At 63.3% G+C, this 17,114-nt stretch carries 13 protein-coding genes; 7 read left to right on the forward strand and 6 right to left on the reverse strand.

Going from position 1 to position 17,114, the window contains the following annotated elements; genetic code table 11:
* The first annotated feature begins 41 nt into the window (after window positions 1-41).
* Entirely contained in the window at window positions 42-878 is an 837-nt protein-coding gene (locus ACN9MW_RS19240) for a sterol desaturase family protein (protein ID WP_426162085.1), read from the forward strand.
* Between the two features lie 122 nt (window positions 879-1,000).
* Window positions 1,001-3,229, forward strand: coding sequence for an NADP-dependent isocitrate dehydrogenase (locus ACN9MW_RS19245; RefSeq protein WP_426162087.1), 2,229 nt, complete (start codon window positions 1,001-1,003; stop codon window positions 3,227-3,229).
* Window positions 3,230-3,329: 100 nt separating this feature from the next.
* Here ACN9MW_RS19245 and ACN9MW_RS19250 read toward each other — a convergent pair whose 3' ends face one another.
* Complete coding sequence (locus ACN9MW_RS19250; protein WP_426162088.1) at window positions 3,330-4,190, reverse strand: LysR substrate-binding domain-containing protein; 861 nt, start codon at window positions 4,188-4,190, stop codon at window positions 3,330-3,332.
* Between the two features lie 95 nt (window positions 4,191-4,285).
* Between ACN9MW_RS19250 and ACN9MW_RS19255 the strand changes: the two genes are divergently transcribed.
* Complete coding sequence (locus tag ACN9MW_RS19255; protein ID WP_426162090.1) at window positions 4,286-5,650, forward strand: MFS transporter; 1,365 nt, start codon at window positions 4,286-4,288, stop codon at window positions 5,648-5,650.
* The gene (locus ACN9MW_RS19260) at window positions 5,638-5,862 is read left to right on the forward strand and encodes a 2-hydroxymuconate tautomerase family protein (RefSeq protein ID WP_426162092.1); all 225 of its coding nucleotides are present in this window, start codon (window positions 5,638-5,640) and stop codon (window positions 5,860-5,862) included. The genes ACN9MW_RS19255 and ACN9MW_RS19260 overlap by 13 nt, the downstream gene beginning before the upstream one ends.
* On the opposite strand, the gene ACN9MW_RS19265 is transcribed toward ACN9MW_RS19260, so the two are convergent.
* Entirely contained in the window at window positions 5,863-6,597 is a 735-nt protein-coding gene (locus tag ACN9MW_RS19265; RefSeq protein ID WP_426162093.1) for a ThuA domain-containing protein, read from the reverse strand.
* Between the two features lie 162 nt (window positions 6,598-6,759).
* Here ACN9MW_RS19265 and ACN9MW_RS19270 point away from each other — a divergent pair, with 162 nt between their 5' ends.
* Window positions 6,760-7,356, forward strand: a complete 597-nt coding sequence (locus ACN9MW_RS19270) for a M15 family metallopeptidase (protein ID WP_426162094.1) — start codon at window positions 6,760-6,762, stop codon at window positions 7,354-7,356.
* Window positions 7,357-7,359: 3 nt separating this feature from the next.
* Here the strand turns inward: ACN9MW_RS19270 and ACN9MW_RS19275 are convergent, their stop codons facing one another.
* The gene (locus tag ACN9MW_RS19275; protein ID WP_426162095.1) at window positions 7,360-7,878 is read right to left on the reverse strand and encodes a GNAT family N-acetyltransferase; all 519 of its coding nucleotides are present in this window, start codon (window positions 7,876-7,878) and stop codon (window positions 7,360-7,362) included.
* Between the two features lie 173 nt (window positions 7,879-8,051).
* Between ACN9MW_RS19275 and ACN9MW_RS19280 the strand changes: the two genes are divergently transcribed.
* Window positions 8,052-9,062 (forward strand): sulfate ABC transporter substrate-binding protein, encoded by a 1,011-nt coding sequence (locus ACN9MW_RS19280; RefSeq protein WP_426162097.1) that lies wholly within the window; start codon window positions 8,052-8,054, stop codon window positions 9,060-9,062.
* Window positions 9,063-9,065: 3 nt separating this feature from the next.
* On the opposite strand, the gene ACN9MW_RS19285 is transcribed toward ACN9MW_RS19280, so the two are convergent.
* The 3 genes from ACN9MW_RS19285 to ACN9MW_RS19295 are packed head-to-tail and all read right to left on the reverse strand — an operon-like array spanning window position 9,066 to window position 16,023.
* Entirely contained in the window at window positions 9,066-10,214 is a 1,149-nt protein-coding gene (locus ACN9MW_RS19285) for a response regulator (RefSeq protein ID WP_426162099.1), read from the reverse strand.
* Window position 10,215: 1 nt separating this feature from the next.
* Window positions 10,216-14,511, reverse strand: coding sequence for a response regulator (locus ACN9MW_RS19290; protein ID WP_426162101.1), 4,296 nt, complete (start codon window positions 14,509-14,511; stop codon window positions 10,216-10,218).
* 9 nt (window positions 14,512-14,520) lie between these two features.
* Complete coding sequence (locus ACN9MW_RS19295) at window positions 14,521-16,023, reverse strand: cache domain-containing protein (protein WP_426162103.1); 1,503 nt, start codon at window positions 16,021-16,023, stop codon at window positions 14,521-14,523.
* A 201-nt stretch (window positions 16,024-16,224) separates the two neighbouring features.
* Between ACN9MW_RS19295 and ACN9MW_RS19300 the strand changes: the two genes are divergently transcribed.
* Window positions 16,225-17,091 (forward strand): serine hydrolase, encoded by an 867-nt coding sequence (locus ACN9MW_RS19300; RefSeq protein ID WP_426162104.1) that lies wholly within the window; start codon window positions 16,225-16,227, stop codon window positions 17,089-17,091.
* The last annotated feature ends 23 nt before the right edge of the window (window positions 17,092-17,114 follow it).

The raw sequence follows: 17,114 nt of genomic DNA on the forward strand, positions 1-17,114 counted from the left end.
CGCGCCCTTACGCTGGCCTTCTTTCACCACTGGAGGTCAACATGAAACAATGGACGATACGCTACCTGAGTTATCCAATCGTTTTTGGCGGCGCCGCCGCGGCGATTTTCTGGGCCGCCACGCAAGGCTTGCCCTACTGGCCAGCCGTGCCGCTGATGGCGCTGGCGGCCATTGCCTGCGTCGCCCTGCTCGAACGCTTGCAGCCCTATGAGGCGGCCTGGCTGGCCGATCATGGCGATACGCGCACCGACGGCCTGCACTTCCTGGTCAACGCAAGCGTCCTGTATGGCAGTATTGAAATCCTGTCCTGGGCACGCGCCCTGTTGCCTGCGCCAGCAGCCTGGCCGGCCACCTGGCCGGCTTGGGCGCAAATCGCCGCTGCCATGGTCGTGCTCGATTTCGGCTTGTTTTTTATGCACTGGCTGAGCCATCGCCACCACCGCCTGTGGCTGTTCCACGAAGCGCACCATAGCAGCGAACGCCTGTACTGGCTGAACAGCGAACGGCGCCACCCGCTGCACGCCATGATGATGGGCGCTCCGGGTTTTGCCGTCCTGCTGGCACTGGGAGCGCCGGCTGCCACGGTCGCGACCGGCCTGGCCATTCTTTCCGTCCACCTGGCTTTCCAGCACGCCAACCTCGACTATTCGCTGGGTCCTTTGCGCCACCTGTTCGGCGTCGCCCAGACCCATCGCTGGCACCACAAACGCAAATACGAGGACGCCCAGGTCAATTTCGGCGAATGGCTGATGCTGTGGGACCACCTGTTCCGCACCTACCGCCAGCCGCCGGGCTGCATCGGACAAGCTGACGTCGGCCTGGACAGCCAGGATGCCCCGTCTAAGTATCTTCGCCAATTGTTACGACCATTCCTGTGAGCTACAATGTCAAGCTTGTCCGGTAGGCCATCGCCCACCCGCTATCCACCCCGAGCCTGCCGAACCCGGCGAGCCCAGGGAAGAATATTCAGCGGAAAACCTCCGCATTTGAGGGAATAAACATGTCTCAAAAGTCTAAAATCATCTACACCCTTACCGACGAGGCGCCACTGCTGGCGACTTATTCCCTGCTGCCAATCGTGCAGAAATTCGCAGCCCCAGCCGGCGTCGACGTCGTCACCAGCGACATTTCGGTCGCCGCCCGCGTGCTGGCAGCCTTCCCGGAATGCCTGAGCGACGAACAGAAAGTGCCGGACAACCTGGCCGAACTGGGCGCCCTGACCCAGAACCCGGACACCAACATCATCAAGCTGCCTAATATTTCGGCATCGGTTTCCCAGCTGGTCGCCTGCATCCGCGAACTGCAGGCCGCCGGCTACAAGCTGCCGGACTACCCGGAAGACGCCAAGACCGAAGAAGAGAAAGCACTGAAAGCCCGCTACGGCAAGTGCATCGGCTCCGCCGTGAACCCGGTCCTGCGCGAAGGTAACTCCGACCGCCGCGCGCCAAAGGCAGTGAAAGAATACGCACGCAAGAACCCGCACTCGATGGGCGAATGGAGCCAGGCTTCGCGCACCCACGTATCGCACATGCACGGCGGCGACTTCTACCACGGCGAAAAGTCCATGACCCTGGACAAGGCCCGTGAAGTGAAGATGGAACTGATCACCAAGTCCGGCAAGACCATCGTGCTGAAACCGAAGGTCGCCCTGCAGGCTGGCGAGATCATCGACTCCATGTTCATGTCGAAGAAAGCCCTGCTGGAATTCTACGAGCGCGAAATCGACGACGCCTACAAGACCGGCGTGATGTTCTCGCTGCATGTGAAAGCGACCATGATGAAGGTATCGCACCCGATCGTGTTCGGCCACTGCGTGCGCATCTTTTACAAGCAGGCGTTCGAGAAGCACGCCAAGCTGTTCGAAGAGCTGGGCGTGAACGTGAACAACGGCATGGTCAACCTGTACGAGAAGATCGAAAAGCTGCCAGCATCGCAGAAGGACGAGATCCTGAAAGACCTGCACGCCTGCCTGGAAAACCGTCCGAAGCTGGCCATGGTCGATTCGGCCAAGGGCATCACCAACTTCCACTCGCCAAATGACGTGATCGTCGACGCATCGATGCCGGCCATGATCCGCATCGGCGGCAAGATGTGGGGCGCCGACGGCCGCACCGCCGACGTCAAGGCGGTCATGCCTGAATCGACCTTCGCCCGCATTTACCAGGAGATGATCAACTTCTGCAAATGGCATGGCAACTTCGATCCGAAAACCATGGGCACCGTGCCGAACGTGGGCCTGATGGCGCAGCAAGCCGAAGAATACGGCTCGCACGACAAGACCTTCGAAGTACCGGAAGGCGGCATCGCCAACATCACCGACCTGGCCACCGGCGAAGTGCTGCTGACCCAGAACGTGGAAGAAGGCGACATCTGGCGCATGTGCCAGGTGAAGGACGCTCCGATCCGTGACTGGGTCAAGCTGGCGGTCACCCGCGCCCGCAACTCCGGCATGCCTGCCGTGTTCTGGCTGGACACCTACCGTCCGCACGAAGCCGAAGTGATCAAGAAGGTCGAGACCTACCTGAAAGACCACGACACCACCGGCCTGGACATCCAGATCATGTCGCAGACCCGCGCCATGCGCTACACCCTGGAGCGCGTATCGCGCGGCCTGGACACCATCTCGGTGACCGGCAACATCCTGCGCGACTACCTGACCGACCTGTTCCCGATCCTGGAACTGGGCACCTCGGCCAAGATGCTGTCCATCGTTCCACTGATGGCAGGCGGCGGCATGTACGAAACCGGCGCCGGCGGCTCCGCACCGAAGCACGTCAAGCAGCTGGTGGAAGAAAACCACCTGCGCTGGGATTCGCTGGGCGAGTTCCTGGCGCTGGCCGTCTCGCTGGAAGAGCTGGGCATCAAGACCGGCAACGCCAAAGCCAAGATCCTGGCCAAGACCCTGGACGAAGCCACCGGCAAACTGCTGGACAAGAACAAGTCGCCATCGCCACGCACCGGCGAGCTGGACAACCGCGGCAGCCACTTCTACCTGTCGATGTACTGGGCCCAGGCCCTGGCAGCGCAGAACGACGACGCCGAGCTGAAAGCCAAGTTCGCACCGCTGGCCAAGTCGCTGGCAGAGAACGAAGCAAAAATCGTCGAAGAGCTGAACTCCGTGCAAGGCGGCGCCATGGACATCGGCGGCTACTACAAGCCGGATGCAGCCAAGACCTCCGCCGTGATGCGCCCAAGCGCAACCTTCAACGCAGCACTGGCCGCCCTGTAACCCGGCCCCTGCCCTAGCTCCGTCTATAAAAGTCGGGGTCAGGTCTGGCAATCCGCCACAAAGTGGCGGATTGCCAGACCTGACCCCGACTTTCTTTTTACTATTGGCGGAAGCTGGCGATGAAGGCGTCGCGGGCGGCGTGGTGGGGGATGTCGCGGCGCCATACCATGACCGTCTCCACTTCGGCCACTTCCGGCGGCAAGGTGTGGCATTGCACGGTGCGGCCCAGGCCGCGCTGCCTCAGGACTTCACGCGGCATCATGGCGACGCCCATGCCGGCGGCAACACAGCCGATGATGGCTTCGAAGGTACCGAATTCGGCGATCCGCGTGTGGGCGACACCGGCGTCGGCAAACCACCATTCCAGGCGGCGCCGGTAGGAGCAGCCGCTGCGAAAACCCAGCAGCGTACGGCGCGCCACGTCAGCCGGTCCGGTGACTGGGCCGTGCAGCGCGTCGGTCAACAGCACCAGTTCTTCTACAAATACAGGCTGCTGTTCCAGTTCCGGGCGCTCGACCGGGCCGGAGACCAGCGCGAGATCGACCTTGTGATTCAGTACCTGCTGTATCTGGTAGTCGGTCGGGCCGGTATCGAGCAGCAGGTCCACTTGCGGATGCTTGCGGTGGAATGCGCCCAGCACGCGCGGCAGGCGCGCGGCGGCGGTGGTTTCCATCGAGCCGATACGTAGCTGTCCCGACGGCTCGTTCTCGCCGCGCACCGACATCTGCGCTTCGTCCGCCAGCCGCAGCAGGCGGTCGGCGTATTCCAGCAGGCGCGTGCCCTCCGCGGTGATCAGCATGCGCCGCCCCGAACGGTTGAACAGGGTCACGCCCAGCGATTCCTCGAGCTGGTTCAGGCGCGCCGAGACGTTCGATTGCACCCGGTGCAGCCGCGCTGCGGCCTGGGTCACGCTGCCTTCTTCGGCCACGGTCTTGAATATCCTCAGCGAGGAGAGTTCCATTTCATTCTCCAATTGAGATAGATGAATTCATTATTATTCATTTTTATTGATGCGTGAAGACATTTATAGTTCAAGCTATCCAAAGGAGCTTCACCATGCACAAGCCATCCCCCGCCGTCCTGCTGGCCGCCAGCTTTGCCTTCATCATCGTCCAGCTCGACGTCACCATCGTCAACGTGGCCTTGCCGGAAATCGGCCGAGAGCTGGGCGCCAGCGTCAGCGCATTGCAGTGGGTGGTCGACGCTTATACCTTGGGCTTTGCCGTCTTCCTGTTGTCGGCGGGCGTGCTGGGCGACCGTTTCGGCGCACGCCGCGTGTTCCTGTCGGGCTTTGCCCTGTTTACACTCGCTTCGCTGGCTTGTGCGATGGCGCCGGGTGCGCTGGCATTGAACCTGGCGCGTGCCGTGCAAGGCGTCGGCGCCGCGCTGCTGGTGCCTAGCTCGCTGTCGATCCTGAACACGGCTTACGCTCACGACCGCGCCCAACTGGCCAAGGCCATCGCCTGGTGGACGGCTGCCGGCGGCGTATCGATTGCAGCCGGTCCGGTGCTGGGCGGCTTGTTGATGAGTGTTGCCGGCTGGCGCAGCATTTTTTGGGTCAATATCCCGATTTGCGTGCTGGGTTTCTGGCTCACGCTGCGCGTGGTCCCTGCCCTGCGCGGCAAGGATCCGGCGCGCTCATTCGACATCAGCGGCCAGGTACTCGCCATCGTTGCGCTGACGGCGTTTATCGGCGCGGTGATCGAATTCAATACGCTGGGCGCCTCCAGCCACCTCGTGCAGGGCGCGCTGCTGGCGGCCCTGGTGTCGGCGGCCTTGTTCATTCGCAGCCAGCAGCGCAGCGCGGCGCCCATGCTGCCGCTTGGCCTGTTCCGGGACATCGGTTTTTCAGGCGCGGTACTATTTGGCGTCCTGGTCAACTTTGCCTATTACGGTGTGATCTTCGTACTCAGCTTCCATTTGCAGAAAGTGCGCGGCTTCTCAGTGATGCATGCGGGGCTGGTTTTCCTGCCGCTGACCGGCACCTTCATTTTCTCCAATATCGCCAGCGGCCGGTTGCAGGCGCGTGCGGGGTCGCGCTTGCCGATGATCGTCGGCGGGCTGGTCGGCGCCGCGGGCTATGCTCTGTTGGGCGTCTTCGGTGTCGCACACGACGCCACATTCCTGGAAATGCTGCCAGGACTGGTGCTGATCCCGGCCGGCATGGGCCTCGCGGTGCCGGCCATGACCACCTCGATCCTGGCCGCCATCGATCGCGGCCAGGCCGGCACCGCGTCGGCGGTGCTGAATACGGCGCGCCAGGTGGGCGGCGCCATGGGCGTCGCGATCTTCGGCGCCATCCAGGATATCAAATTCGCACTGTCCGTTTCCACCATCTTGCTGCTGCTCGGCGCGCTGCTGGCCTGGTATTGCATCAAACACCCCATTTCAACCAAAGGAGCTTCTCTATGCCGTACGTAAATTTCCGCATCACCAAGGAAGGCGTCACCGCCGAACAGAAACTGGAATTGATCAAGGGCGCGACCGAACTGCTGCAGCGCGTACTGAACAAGAACCCGGCAACCACCTTCGTCATCATCGATGAAGTGGAAACCGATAACTGGGGCATCGGTTACGACAACGTCACCACGCTGCGCGCCAAGGCCGCAGCAGCCAAGGCGCAAGGCGGCTGATCATCGCGGTTCAAGGCCATTGCCTGTGGCGGCCCAGTAAATACCGCCGTACAGGTGGTGGCGAAAGACCGGGTCGCCGTAGGTCGCGGGAAGATGGCCAAGCGCAGTGTAGAACGCGCGGCCGCCATCGTAGTCCTGGTACCAGCTGACCGGATGAAATGCGCCCATGCCTTGGGGTCCCGCCTTGTAAGTCGTCTCATCGACCGACAGCAGATAGCTGACTTTGCTGGTGGCGGGCTTGAACGCGTACCATTCTTCCGTCACCAGGTTGCGCGCGGCGAAACGCTCCATGCCCGGGAAGCTGCGGTTCTCCACTTTCAGGATGGCGGTCTGGATCGCTGGATGGTGGTCGAACATATGCCCCACCAGCCTGGTGTACCACGGCCAGCCGTACTCCGTGTCCGACGCACTGTGCACACCAACATAACCTCTGCCGGAACGGATGTAGCGCTCGAACGCCCCCTTCTGTTTCGAGTCAAGTATGTCTCCGGTCGTCTGCAGGAAGACTACGGCCTGGTATTTCGCCAGTTCCTGGTCACTGAATACGCGATTGGCGTCTTCGGTCCAGAACACATTGAAATCATGCAGCTTGCCCAGCTCCTGGATCGCCGCGACACCTGCCGGGATCGAGTCATGATGCCAGCCGGCCGTTTTCGAAAACACCAGCACGGTGAATTGCGCCGCTTGCACGCAGCTGGAAGCCAAAGCAAAAACTGCCGTTATCAACACTTTCACGCACATCCCTCCATTAGCGGCCCAGTTTGGTAACGCTATCACGAATTGCGCGAGACAAGTTGCTTCAATTTGGCAACAGGTGAGTATTTGCGAGACTTTTGAGGCATTTTCCGGCAGATCATAGGACGAATCTTACAAGGCAACGCTGCGGAGGATTCGGCCATGGATACTGAAATGGTGATACGCGCAGTCCAGCGCAAGCTGGGCATTGAAGCCGATGGACGCCCCGGCCCCATCACCTGGGCCGCCATCTATTCGAAGATCGTCGGCGAGGAAGTGCCGGCGGAACTGTCCGGAAATGTCGACGCACGAAGTGAGGCCGTCATCCTCACCTTGCACCCGACAGCCAGGTCATATGCCAGGGCCCTGGTCAACAAGGCCGCTTCGATCGGCATCGACATCAAGGTAATCAGCGGCCTGCGCTCATTTGCGGAGCAGGACAAGCTGTACGCCCAGGGCCGCACGACGCCGGGCAAGAAGGTGACCAACGCCAAGGGCGGCCAGTCAAACCACAACTATGGCATTGCATTCGATGTGGGGGTCTTCGATGGCACCAAATACCTCCCCACTTCGCCCAAGTACAAGGTGGTCGGCGGCCTCGGGCAGGACCTGGGGCTTGAATGGGGCGGAAAATGGACCACGATCGTCGACCAGCCGCACTTCCAGCTGCGGCCTGACTGGGCAAGGAACGAGTCGGAACGTGACATGCTGGTCGAACTATTCCGGCGCCATGAACAAGGTCTCGACTATTACGCCTGAACCCTAGTTGCAGCCGCAGAAGCGCTTCGGCTTGCTGGCATCGCACACGGTGCCATCAAGCTGCTTCCAGAAGAAGACCGTGTCGACACCGTAAGGCGAGCGCACATTGCCGGCACGCAGATAGCCCTGGCGGGCAAAGAATTCCTCGCCGGTTGCAGTGCTGTGGAGTTGCAAGGCTTTGACGCCCCAGCTGCAGGCTTGCTGTTCGACGCAGGCCAGCAGGGCCTTGCCTGCGCCGCGCTGGCGCACTTCGGGCAGCAGATAGCACAGGGCCAGCTTGCCGGCCGCGGTCAGCAAGGCGACGCCGACCACGGCGCCCTGCTCGACCGCCACCAGCGAATAGTTGGTGGGCGAAGCAAACCAGGACGCGACCGTTTCCGGCGTCTTGTTGCCAAGCCATGCGCCAAGAATGGCGGGATCGTTTTTATGGTCAAGCACACAACATTCGGCGATTGAGCGTCGCAGCACCTCACAGGCAGCCGTGGCGTCTTTCGCTTCCGCGCGGCGAATTTCAAAACTCATGCGTGCTCACAGGTATTCAATAACCGGAATATACACCAGCGGCAAAAACCCCGTATGAGGCCGCGTGCACGCAAGCTTATCCGGGGCCGAGACTAAGCTTATAACGAATAAGTAGTTTCCTTTCGGCGCGAGATTCTAGACCATGCATATCTGTTTTCACAATAGAGATTGCCATGACTTATAACAAATTCGCATTTGCACTCAGCACCGCACTGGCCGCGGCGACCTTCGGTTTTGCTTCGGGCGCATCGGCCGCCGAAGTGACCCTGCTGAACGTGTCCTATGACGTGGCACGTGAACTGTATAAGGACATCAACCCGGCTTTCGCGGCCGCGTACAAGAAGAGCACGGGCGTCGACGTCACCGTCAAGCAGTCGCACGGCGGCTCTTCCAAGCAGGCGCGCGCCGTGGCCGATGGCCTGGAAGCGTCGGTGGTGACGATGAACCAGGCCAACGACATCGACATGCTGGCCGACCGCGGCCTGGTGGTACAGGACTGGGCCAAAAAATTCCCGAACAATGCGGCGCCGGCCTACTCCACCATGGTCTACCTGGTGCGCAAGGGCAATCCAAAGGCAATCAAGGACTGGGCCGACCTGGCCAAGCCGGGCGTGGCCGTCGTGATCCCGAATCCCAAAACCGCGGGCAATGGCCGCTACACTTATCTGGCGGCCTGGGGTTCGGTGCTGAAGAAAGGCGGCAATGAAGCGCATGCCCGTGAACTGGTCGGCAAGATCTTCAAGAACGTGCCGGTGCTGGATGCTGGCGGCCGCGCAGCCACCACTACCTTCACCCAGCGCAAGATCGGCGACGTGCTGGTGACCTTTGAAAACGAAGTGAACCTGGTGCGCGCCGAATTCGGCGACGACTTCGAAGTGGTATATCCATCGTCCTCGATCCTGGCGGAGTCGCCGGTGGCCGTGGTGGACAAGGTGGTGGACAAGAAAGGCATCCGCAAGGAGGCCACTGCCTACCTGAATTTCCTGTACTCGGAAGGCGGCCAGGAGATCATCGCCAAGCACTACCTGCGCCCGCGCTCGGACGCCGTGTTCAAGAAGTATGCGGCCAACTTCAAGCCGATCTCGCTGTTCACCGTGGATGAAGTATTCGGCGGCTGGCGCGCAGCCCAGAAGAAGCACTTCGACGACGGCGGCGAGTTCGACAAGATCTACAGCTCGAAGTAAGCCTTACGCTTTCGTCAGGCGCTCAATCTGCGCCTTCTTCTCGGCCATGTCATGGTCGGTATCATGGAACCGCGCCGCGATGGCGCGGAACTCCTCCTGCAACCCGATGAATGCATCAACAATGTCGGGATCAAAGTGTTTTCCCTTGCCCTCGGTGATGATCTGTACCGCCTGCTCATGCGGCATGCCGTCCTTGTAGACGCGGCGGCTGATCAGGGCGTCGTACACATCCGCCACGGCCATCAGCCGCGCCGAAACCGGGATCGCTTCGCCGGCCAGCCCTTCCGGATAGCCTGAACCATCCCATTTTTCCTGGTGCGAATGAGCGATCTCCTTGGCGATCGACAGGAACGCCATCGGCGTGCCCAGCGAGCGTTCCGCGTGCTCGATGGCGGCGCGGCCCAGCGTGGTGTGGGTCTTCATGATTTCGAATTCGTGCGGCTCGAACCTGCCGGGCTTGAGCAGGATGCGGTCGGGGATGCCGACCTTGCCGATATCGTGCAGCGGGGCGGATTTGAACAGCAGGTTGATGTAGCTGTCGGTGAGCACCGCACTGAAGCGAGGATGGCCTTTCAGGCGTTCAGCCAGCGCCTTGACGTAGAACTGTGTGCGGCGGATATGGTTGCCGGTTTCGGAATCGCGGGTTTCGGCCATCGATGCCATGGCGAGGATGGTGACGTCCTGGATTGCCACCACTTCGCGCGTACGTTCGCGCACCTCCTGTTCCAGGAATTCGTTCTGGTCGCGCAGGAAGTCGGCATGCTCCTTCAGCATCAGGTGGTTGCGCACCCGGGCCAGCGTGATCGCCGGGCTGATTGGCTTAGTGATGTAGTCGACCGCGCCCAGGTCCAGGCCAAGCTGTTCGTCCTCCACCTCCGACTTCGCGGTCAGGAAGATGATGGGGATGTCGCGGGTGGCCGGATTGGCTTTCAGGCGGCGGCATACCTCATAGCCGTCCATCTCGGGCATCATCACGTCGAGCAGCACCACGTCCGGCGGCTGGCCGGTGGTGGCGATGCGCAGGGCTTTCTCGCCGCTGTTGGCGACCTTCACCTTGTACAGGTCTTTCAGCAGGTCGTTCATCAGCACCAGGTTGTCGGGCGAGTCGTCGACCAGCAGCACGGTTTTCCTTGCGATCAGTTCCAGTTCCATCTCACTTTTCCTCCAGGCTTACCATTGCTTCGTCCAGCGCCGCCAGCGCGGCTTCCAGGTCCAGGTTACCAATTCCGTTTTCAATTCGTCGCCAGTGATCGGGCAAGGCCGCCTTGAATTGCGCCAGCTCCGCCTCCCACAGCTCGGCCGCTTCCGAGTCGCTGTCCGCCAGCAGGTGGCGCAGGCGGCCAAGCGGCGGTGCGGCGGCCGGCATGGCAGGCACCAGCGCAGGGTGCACGGCGCCGCCGCGCATTTCTGCGTCGAGCGCGCGCAGCGCTGCCAGCAGCGGATCGAGCTCCACCAGCACCATTGCCAGCAGGCGTTCCAGGTCCTCGCGCGCGGCCCCGTTCTGGCACGCCTGCTCCAGCGCCTGCGCAGCCTCCTGCACGCTGCGCGCACCGATATTGCCGGCCACGCCCTTCAAGGTATGCGCCAGCCGCTCCGGCGCAGTCGCATCGCCGCCCATGAGCGCGTGCACGAACATGGCGGCGAAGTCCTGCTGGCCGTCGCGGAACTTCACCAGCAGGCGGCGGTATAGCTTTTCGTCGCCCATGGAGGTCGCGAGTCCGGCCCGGACGTCGACCATCGGCAGCGCCGGCAGCGGCGCTGGCTTGCCGCCGGCGGCATCGACGGAGGCGGCGTGCGCATTGGACGCGGCAGGCAGCATGCCGGCCTGGCCCTCGCCCGGTGCCGGCCGCAGCCAGCGCGCCAGCGTGGCGTACATTTCGGCCACGTTGACCGGCTTGGCGATATGGTCCTGCATGCCGCTGGCCAGCACCTTCTCGCGGTCCCCGGCCATGGCGTTGGCCGTCATCGCGATAATCGGCAATTTGTCCAGGGCTGGATTGGCGCGGATCGCGCGCGAGGCCTGGAAGCCATCCATCACGGGCATCTGGCAGTCCATCAGCACGCCGTCAAAGCGCGTGTCCTGTGCCAGGATGTCCAGCGCTTCCTGCCCATGGCGCGCCAGCACCGCTTCGATGCCGGCCTTGCCCAGCAGGTCGATCGCCAGCTCCTGGTTCATCTCGTTGTCTTCGACCAGCAGCACGCGCGTGCCTGACAGGCGCGCCATGACGTCGACCTGGTGCATGTCGCGCTCGGCCGCACGCCGCCCCTCGGCCAGCACGCCCTTGCCCAGGGCCTCGCCCACCGCTTCCAGCAGGGCAGACGGCGTTACCGGCTTGGTCAGCACGGACTTGAGCCGGACCCGGCGCTCCTCCGCGCTGGTCAAGGCTTCCTCGCGGCCGTAGGCGGTCACCATGATCACCGCCGGCAGCCGGCCGGCGTCCCCCGATTGCAGGCGCCGCACCGTTTCCACCCCGTCCATGGACGGCATCTTCCAGTCCATCAGGATCAGGTCGTACGGCATGGCCTTCTGCCCGGCACGCGCAGCCATGTCCAGCGCCTGCTGCCCGCCCAGCGCCACGTCCACTTCCAGCCCGAAGGAGCGTGCGACCGTGGACAGGATTTCGCGCGCCGACGCATTGTCGTCCACCACCAGGACCCGCACGCCGAGCAATTCGTCGGCCCGGAACATGCGGCGCGGCTTCGGGTTGGCCTGCAATCCGAAGCGTGCGGTGAAGTGGAAGGTGGAGCCCATGCCTTGCGCGCTTTCGACCCAGATGCGCCCGCCCATCAGCTCCAGCAGGTTCTTGCAGATCACCAGGCCCAGGCCGGTGCCACCGTATTTGCGCGTGGTGGAGGCATCGGCCTGGCTGAAGGACTGGAACAGCTTGGCGCTCTGCGCCTCGCTCATGCCGATGCCGGAGTCGCGCACCCAGAAGTGCAGTTCAACGCCCGCCGCGTCCTGCGCCGACTGTTCGATGCCGACCACCACCTCGCCCTGCTCGGTGAACTTGACGGCATTATTGGCCAGGTTGACCAGCACCTGGCCGATGCGCAGCGGATCGCCCACCAGGCCGGTCGGCAATTCCGGCGCTACCTGGAACAGCAGTTCAAGGCCCTTGTCCTCGGCCTTGAAGCCGATCAGGTTGGCCAGGTTGTCCAGCACGTCATCGAGGTCGAATTCAACCTGTTCCACCGTCATCTTGCCGGCCTCGATCTTCGAGAAGTCGAGGATGTCGTTGATGATGCCCAGCAGGTTCTCGCCGGCGCGCTGCACCTTCTCGACGTAGTTGCGCTGGCGCTTATCGAGCTTGGTCTGCAGCGCCAGGTGCGACATGCCGATGATGGCGTTCATCGGGGTGCGGATTTCGTGGCTCATATTGGCCAGGAAATCGCTCTTGGCACGGGTGGCGGCCTGCGCCTGCTCCTTGGCCACGCGCAGCTCGTCCTCGGCGGCTTTTTGCGCAGTGATGTCCTGGTAGACGCCATACATGAAGCGCGGCGTGCCGTCCTGCTCGTCGCGCACCACGGTGCCGACGGCGTGCAGCCAGATCACCCGGCCGTCGAGCGGGCGCTTGTAGGCATACACCGCGTCGAACTTGTCGTAGCTGCCGTCGAGGGCGCCCTGCACCCGGGCCGCCACGCGCAGCGCCCCTTCGGGATCGGCTTCCACCACGCGCGCAAACCATTCGTCCTGCAGGTGGTAGCGGCCGCCGGGCCGCGGCGGTTCGCCCAGCAGGCGCGCGGCGCGTTCGGACTGCGTGTAGTATTCGGGATCGCTGTAGTCCACCACCCAGTAGCCGCAGCCGGTCATTTCCAGCGCGATATCGCCGAGGAAGTTGCTGCGCTTGATCTGCTCTTCCAGCTGCTTGCGTTCGGTGATGTCGCGAAACACCACCACCGAGCCGACCTGCGCGCCATCCTTGTACATGGGCCGGTCCGCGTAGTCCACCGGGAAGGCGCTGCCGTCCTTGCGCTTCAGCAGCTCGCCATCCTGTTGCCATTCGGCGCCTACCAGCTCGCCTTCCTCGTAGCCAAGCAAGGCCGGCGCCGCCGGGTTGACGAAGGTGACCCGGCCGGCCAGGTCGAGGCCGACGATGCCGTCGCTGACGGCGCCCAGCACCAGCCGGCTGCGCTCTTCCAGCAGCCTGGTGCGCTCGTTGCGCTCCAGGATTTCCATATTCATCGCGATCACCGGCAGCGCGCCATCGAGCAGCGCCTGGGCCTGGTCGCCGTAAGGCTCCAGCGTTGCCAGTTCCAGCACGCCCAGCAGGCGTTCATTGCGCAGCACCGGCACGATGGCAATGCTGGCAGGGTCGGCCTCGCCCAGCGCGGAGCCGATGCGCACATAGCCCGCCGGCGCCTGGCGCATGACGATCGGCTTGCGCTGCGCCGCGCACTGCCCGACCAGCCCTTCGCCGAGCAGGAAACGCTGCTGCGCCGCGGACCTGCCGCGCATCGCATAGCCGGCCAGCAGCGCCAGGCTGCCCTCTTCCGCCTCATGCCGGTAGAAGGCCGCGTGGCCAGCCTGCACCAGCGGCGCCAGCAGCGCCAGCGTGCGCGTCGCCAGGTCTTCCGCGCTTTCCGCCGATTGCAGGTCGTTGCCGATCGCCGCCAGGTGGGTCTTGAGCCAGCGCTGCGCCTCCATCTTGCACGCTTCCTCCTGCAGCACCTTGATCGAACGCGCCAGGCTGCCCATCTCGTTCGGGAAGTCGGTCAGCGGCACTTCGGCACCCAGCTTGCCCTTGGCCAGCTGCTGCACGGCGCTGCGCAGGCGGTCCGAAGGCAGCCGCACCGAACGTCCCACCAGGTAGCTGAAAAGCACGCCCAGCACCAGGCTCAGGCCCAGCAAGCCATAGGTGAGCTGCTTTTCGTAGCGCGACAAAGCCTGCATCTCTTCGATCTGGTGGCGCGCGCTGTCTTCCTTGATTTCGGCGATGCGCGTCAAGGCATTATTGGCGCGGATGGCGTGTTCCTGGAACGCCGGATCCGCCACCACGGCGACGGCCTGCTCCACCTGGCCGGCGCGCAACAGGCGCAGCGCATCGTCCACGCGCAGGTGATAGTCGGCGTAGGCCGTATCGAATTCGGCCAGGTTCTTGCGGTTCTCTTCGCGGATGATGCGCGGACGCAGTTCCTCCAGCGCGCGGTCTTGCTTGCGCTGGGCCTCTTCGAGCATGGACATTGCATACTCGCGGCCAGCCCTGTCGCGCGCCAGCAAGGCTTGCTGCAAGGCCCGCCCGCGCTGAGCGAACTGGATCAGCGCATCCTTGGCGTCGGAGATGCCCAGCAAGTCATTCTTGTAGATGCCGAGGATCTCGTCATGCAGCCGGGCCTGGGTGGTGACGTTGTGCAGCCCGAACGCCAGCGTGATCAACAGGCTGCCGCCAAAACCCAGCGCGAGCTTCCACGTCAGGCCCAGTTTTTCAAGTCGCGTCAGTAAGCGGGCCACGCTTCCTCCCTACTCAGTCATATTGATTGCCAGCAGGTCGAGCGCTGACAGGAATTGTTCATAAGCCGCCGCATCCGGGGTTGCAAGCAGCGCCAGTTCCACGGCTCCCAGCAGGCGGCCTTGCAGCTGGACTGGCGCCAGCAGCAAGGCGCCCGGCGGCGCCTCGCCCAGCCCGGACCGGATGCGCCATGCCGCGCCCGCGCCGCTGGCGTCGACGATGCGCGCTTCGCGTTCCAGGGCGCACTGGCCAAGCAGGCCCTCGCCCAGCGCCAAGCGCGCCGGCGGCGCAGTGCAGGCATAGCTGGCGGCCAGCGCCAGGCCATCGGCGACGGCAGCGTAGATGCTGCCCTGCATGGCGCCGAACAGCAGGTGGCATTGGTCGAGGAAGGCCGTGAGGCGGGCATGGCGGCTGCTTGCCTGCTGCATCTGCAGCGCCACCTGGGCCAGCTGCATCTTGCGTTCGGCGCGCAGTTGCTGCTCCTGCGCCACGCGTTCGAGCTCGCGGTGGGCGCGCTGCTGCGCCGCCTGGCTGCGCACGGCGCGCAGGCCGGCCGCGCCGAGCAGGAGCACCATGGCCGCGGCCATGGCAGCGGCAGGCAGGCCGCTGCCCGGCGGCACGCTCTGGCCCAGGTCTTCCAGCACCACCAGCTGCCAGGCGCCGGATGGATCGTGCCAGTCCACGCTGGCCGAGGCCACCGCAAAATGCCGGCCTTCGCCCTGCACCATGCCCGGCGCCAGCTTGATCGGCAGCGGGCGCGGCTCCTTCTCTTCGAACAACTTGCCGAACTGGCGCACGGCCCGGATGCCGGCCACCCGGGCCGGCGTCACCTCGCCGGCCAGCATGCCGCGCCATTCGCGCCGGCTGCTGGCAAACACCACGCCTTGCGGCGACAGCAGGATGGCGGCCTGGCCGCTGCGCGCCAGCAGGCGCTCCAGCTTGTCCATGCCGGTGCGCGCCACCACCACGCCCACCGGATCGCCGCGGCGCGCCATGCCGGCGTAGACCGGGGCGGCGAAATACAGGGCATGGTCGCCGCGCGCCAGGCTGACGGCGGCGTAGATATTGTTGCGCCCGGCCATGGCTTCCTTGTAATAAGGCCGGAAGCGCACGTCGATGCCGGTCGATGGTTTTCCGCTATCGTCCCAGGACGATTTGACGAAGCCGTCCCGGCCCACCACGAATAAACCCTGGATTTGCTGGCTGCGGGCCACGTTTTCCAATAAGGCCGATATTTTCGGCTGGTTGGCGGGAATTGACTCGGTACTGTCTTTTTTGATATCCGGCTCAATCAATCCGAGCAGGGAAATCGCCCCCATCAAATTACTGTCCAGGGTTAATGACATTGCAGCAATAGCGTCGCGCTGCACGTCGATATTCAATAATTCCAGCCTGGCCTGTTCCAGCCCGGCGCGGTAGCTGCTGCCGGCCAGCAGGGCCGCTGCCGCGGCCAATAGCGCGACCACAGCCCAGGCCCGCAAGCGATATTTTGCAATTCTCTCAATTACCAACATGGCAAATTTCAAGAAGGAAATATTATCGAATAACAATACCAGCATTCCCGCCGCGCGTGCCGCACGCCATGGTTTTTATTGTTCAGTTGCGCATGATTGACGTTTGCTGGACGAGTTAACCCGATAGTGATATCGTCCCTATTTAGAATATTGCCCTTAATCCAGCAATATTCCGCCCCGAACGAACGCCTCAAACCCATCATGTTCAAGAAAATAACCGCAGCCCTGCTGGTGTCGATCTCCGCAGCCGCGTTTGCCGTGCCTTTGGGCTCGCAATCTGTGCTTGTCGTCGAGGATGAGACTGGCAAAGTGCTGGTCGAGAAGAACGCCACCGCCGTTGTTCCGATCGCCTCCCTGACTAAATTGATGACCGCAATGGTCGTGCTCGACTCCAAGCTTGATATGGACGAGCAAATCAGCATCGACAAGGACGATGTCGATACGCTCAAGCACAGCACCTCGCGCGTGCCGGTCGGCGCCACCCTGTCGCGCGGCGAAGTGCTGCAACTGGCGCTGATGTCGTCCGATAACCGCGCCGCGGCCGCGCTGGCCCGCACCTTCCCCGGCGGCCCGGCCGCCTTTACTGCCGCGGTGCACGCCAAGATCCAGCAGCTCGGCATGACCAGCACCCGGATCGATGAACCGACCGGCCTGTCGCCTAACAATACATCGAACGCGGCCGACCTGGTGAAAATGGCTGCCGCCGCCGCCCAGTATCCCGAGATCCGCCGCATCACTACCGATACCGAGGAAGTGATCAATATGAAGGGGCGCATGGTGCAGTACCACAACACCAACCGCCTGGTCGGCGCCAAGGGCTGGGATATCGGCCTGTCCAAGACCGGCTATACCGAAGAAGCGGGCCGCTGCCTGATCATGCGCATCACGGAAGCCGGCCGCGCAGCAACCCTGGTGCTGCTGAACGCCGGGGGCAATTCAGCACGCCTGATGGATGCGCTGAACATCCGCCGCCTGCTGGCGGGCGACAACGCTCCCAAAGTGATGAAAGCATCCAGCCCGCGCAAGAAGGCCGTGCGCACAACGGAACGCCGTCGCCGCCGCATGTAAGACGCCTGACGGGGTTCGCTGCC

It is taken from the genome of Pseudoduganella sp. R-34 (genome assembly GCF_049904655.1).
In the GTDB taxonomy this organism is placed as follows: Bacteria; Pseudomonadota; Gammaproteobacteria; order Burkholderiales; family Burkholderiaceae_D; genus Rugamonas.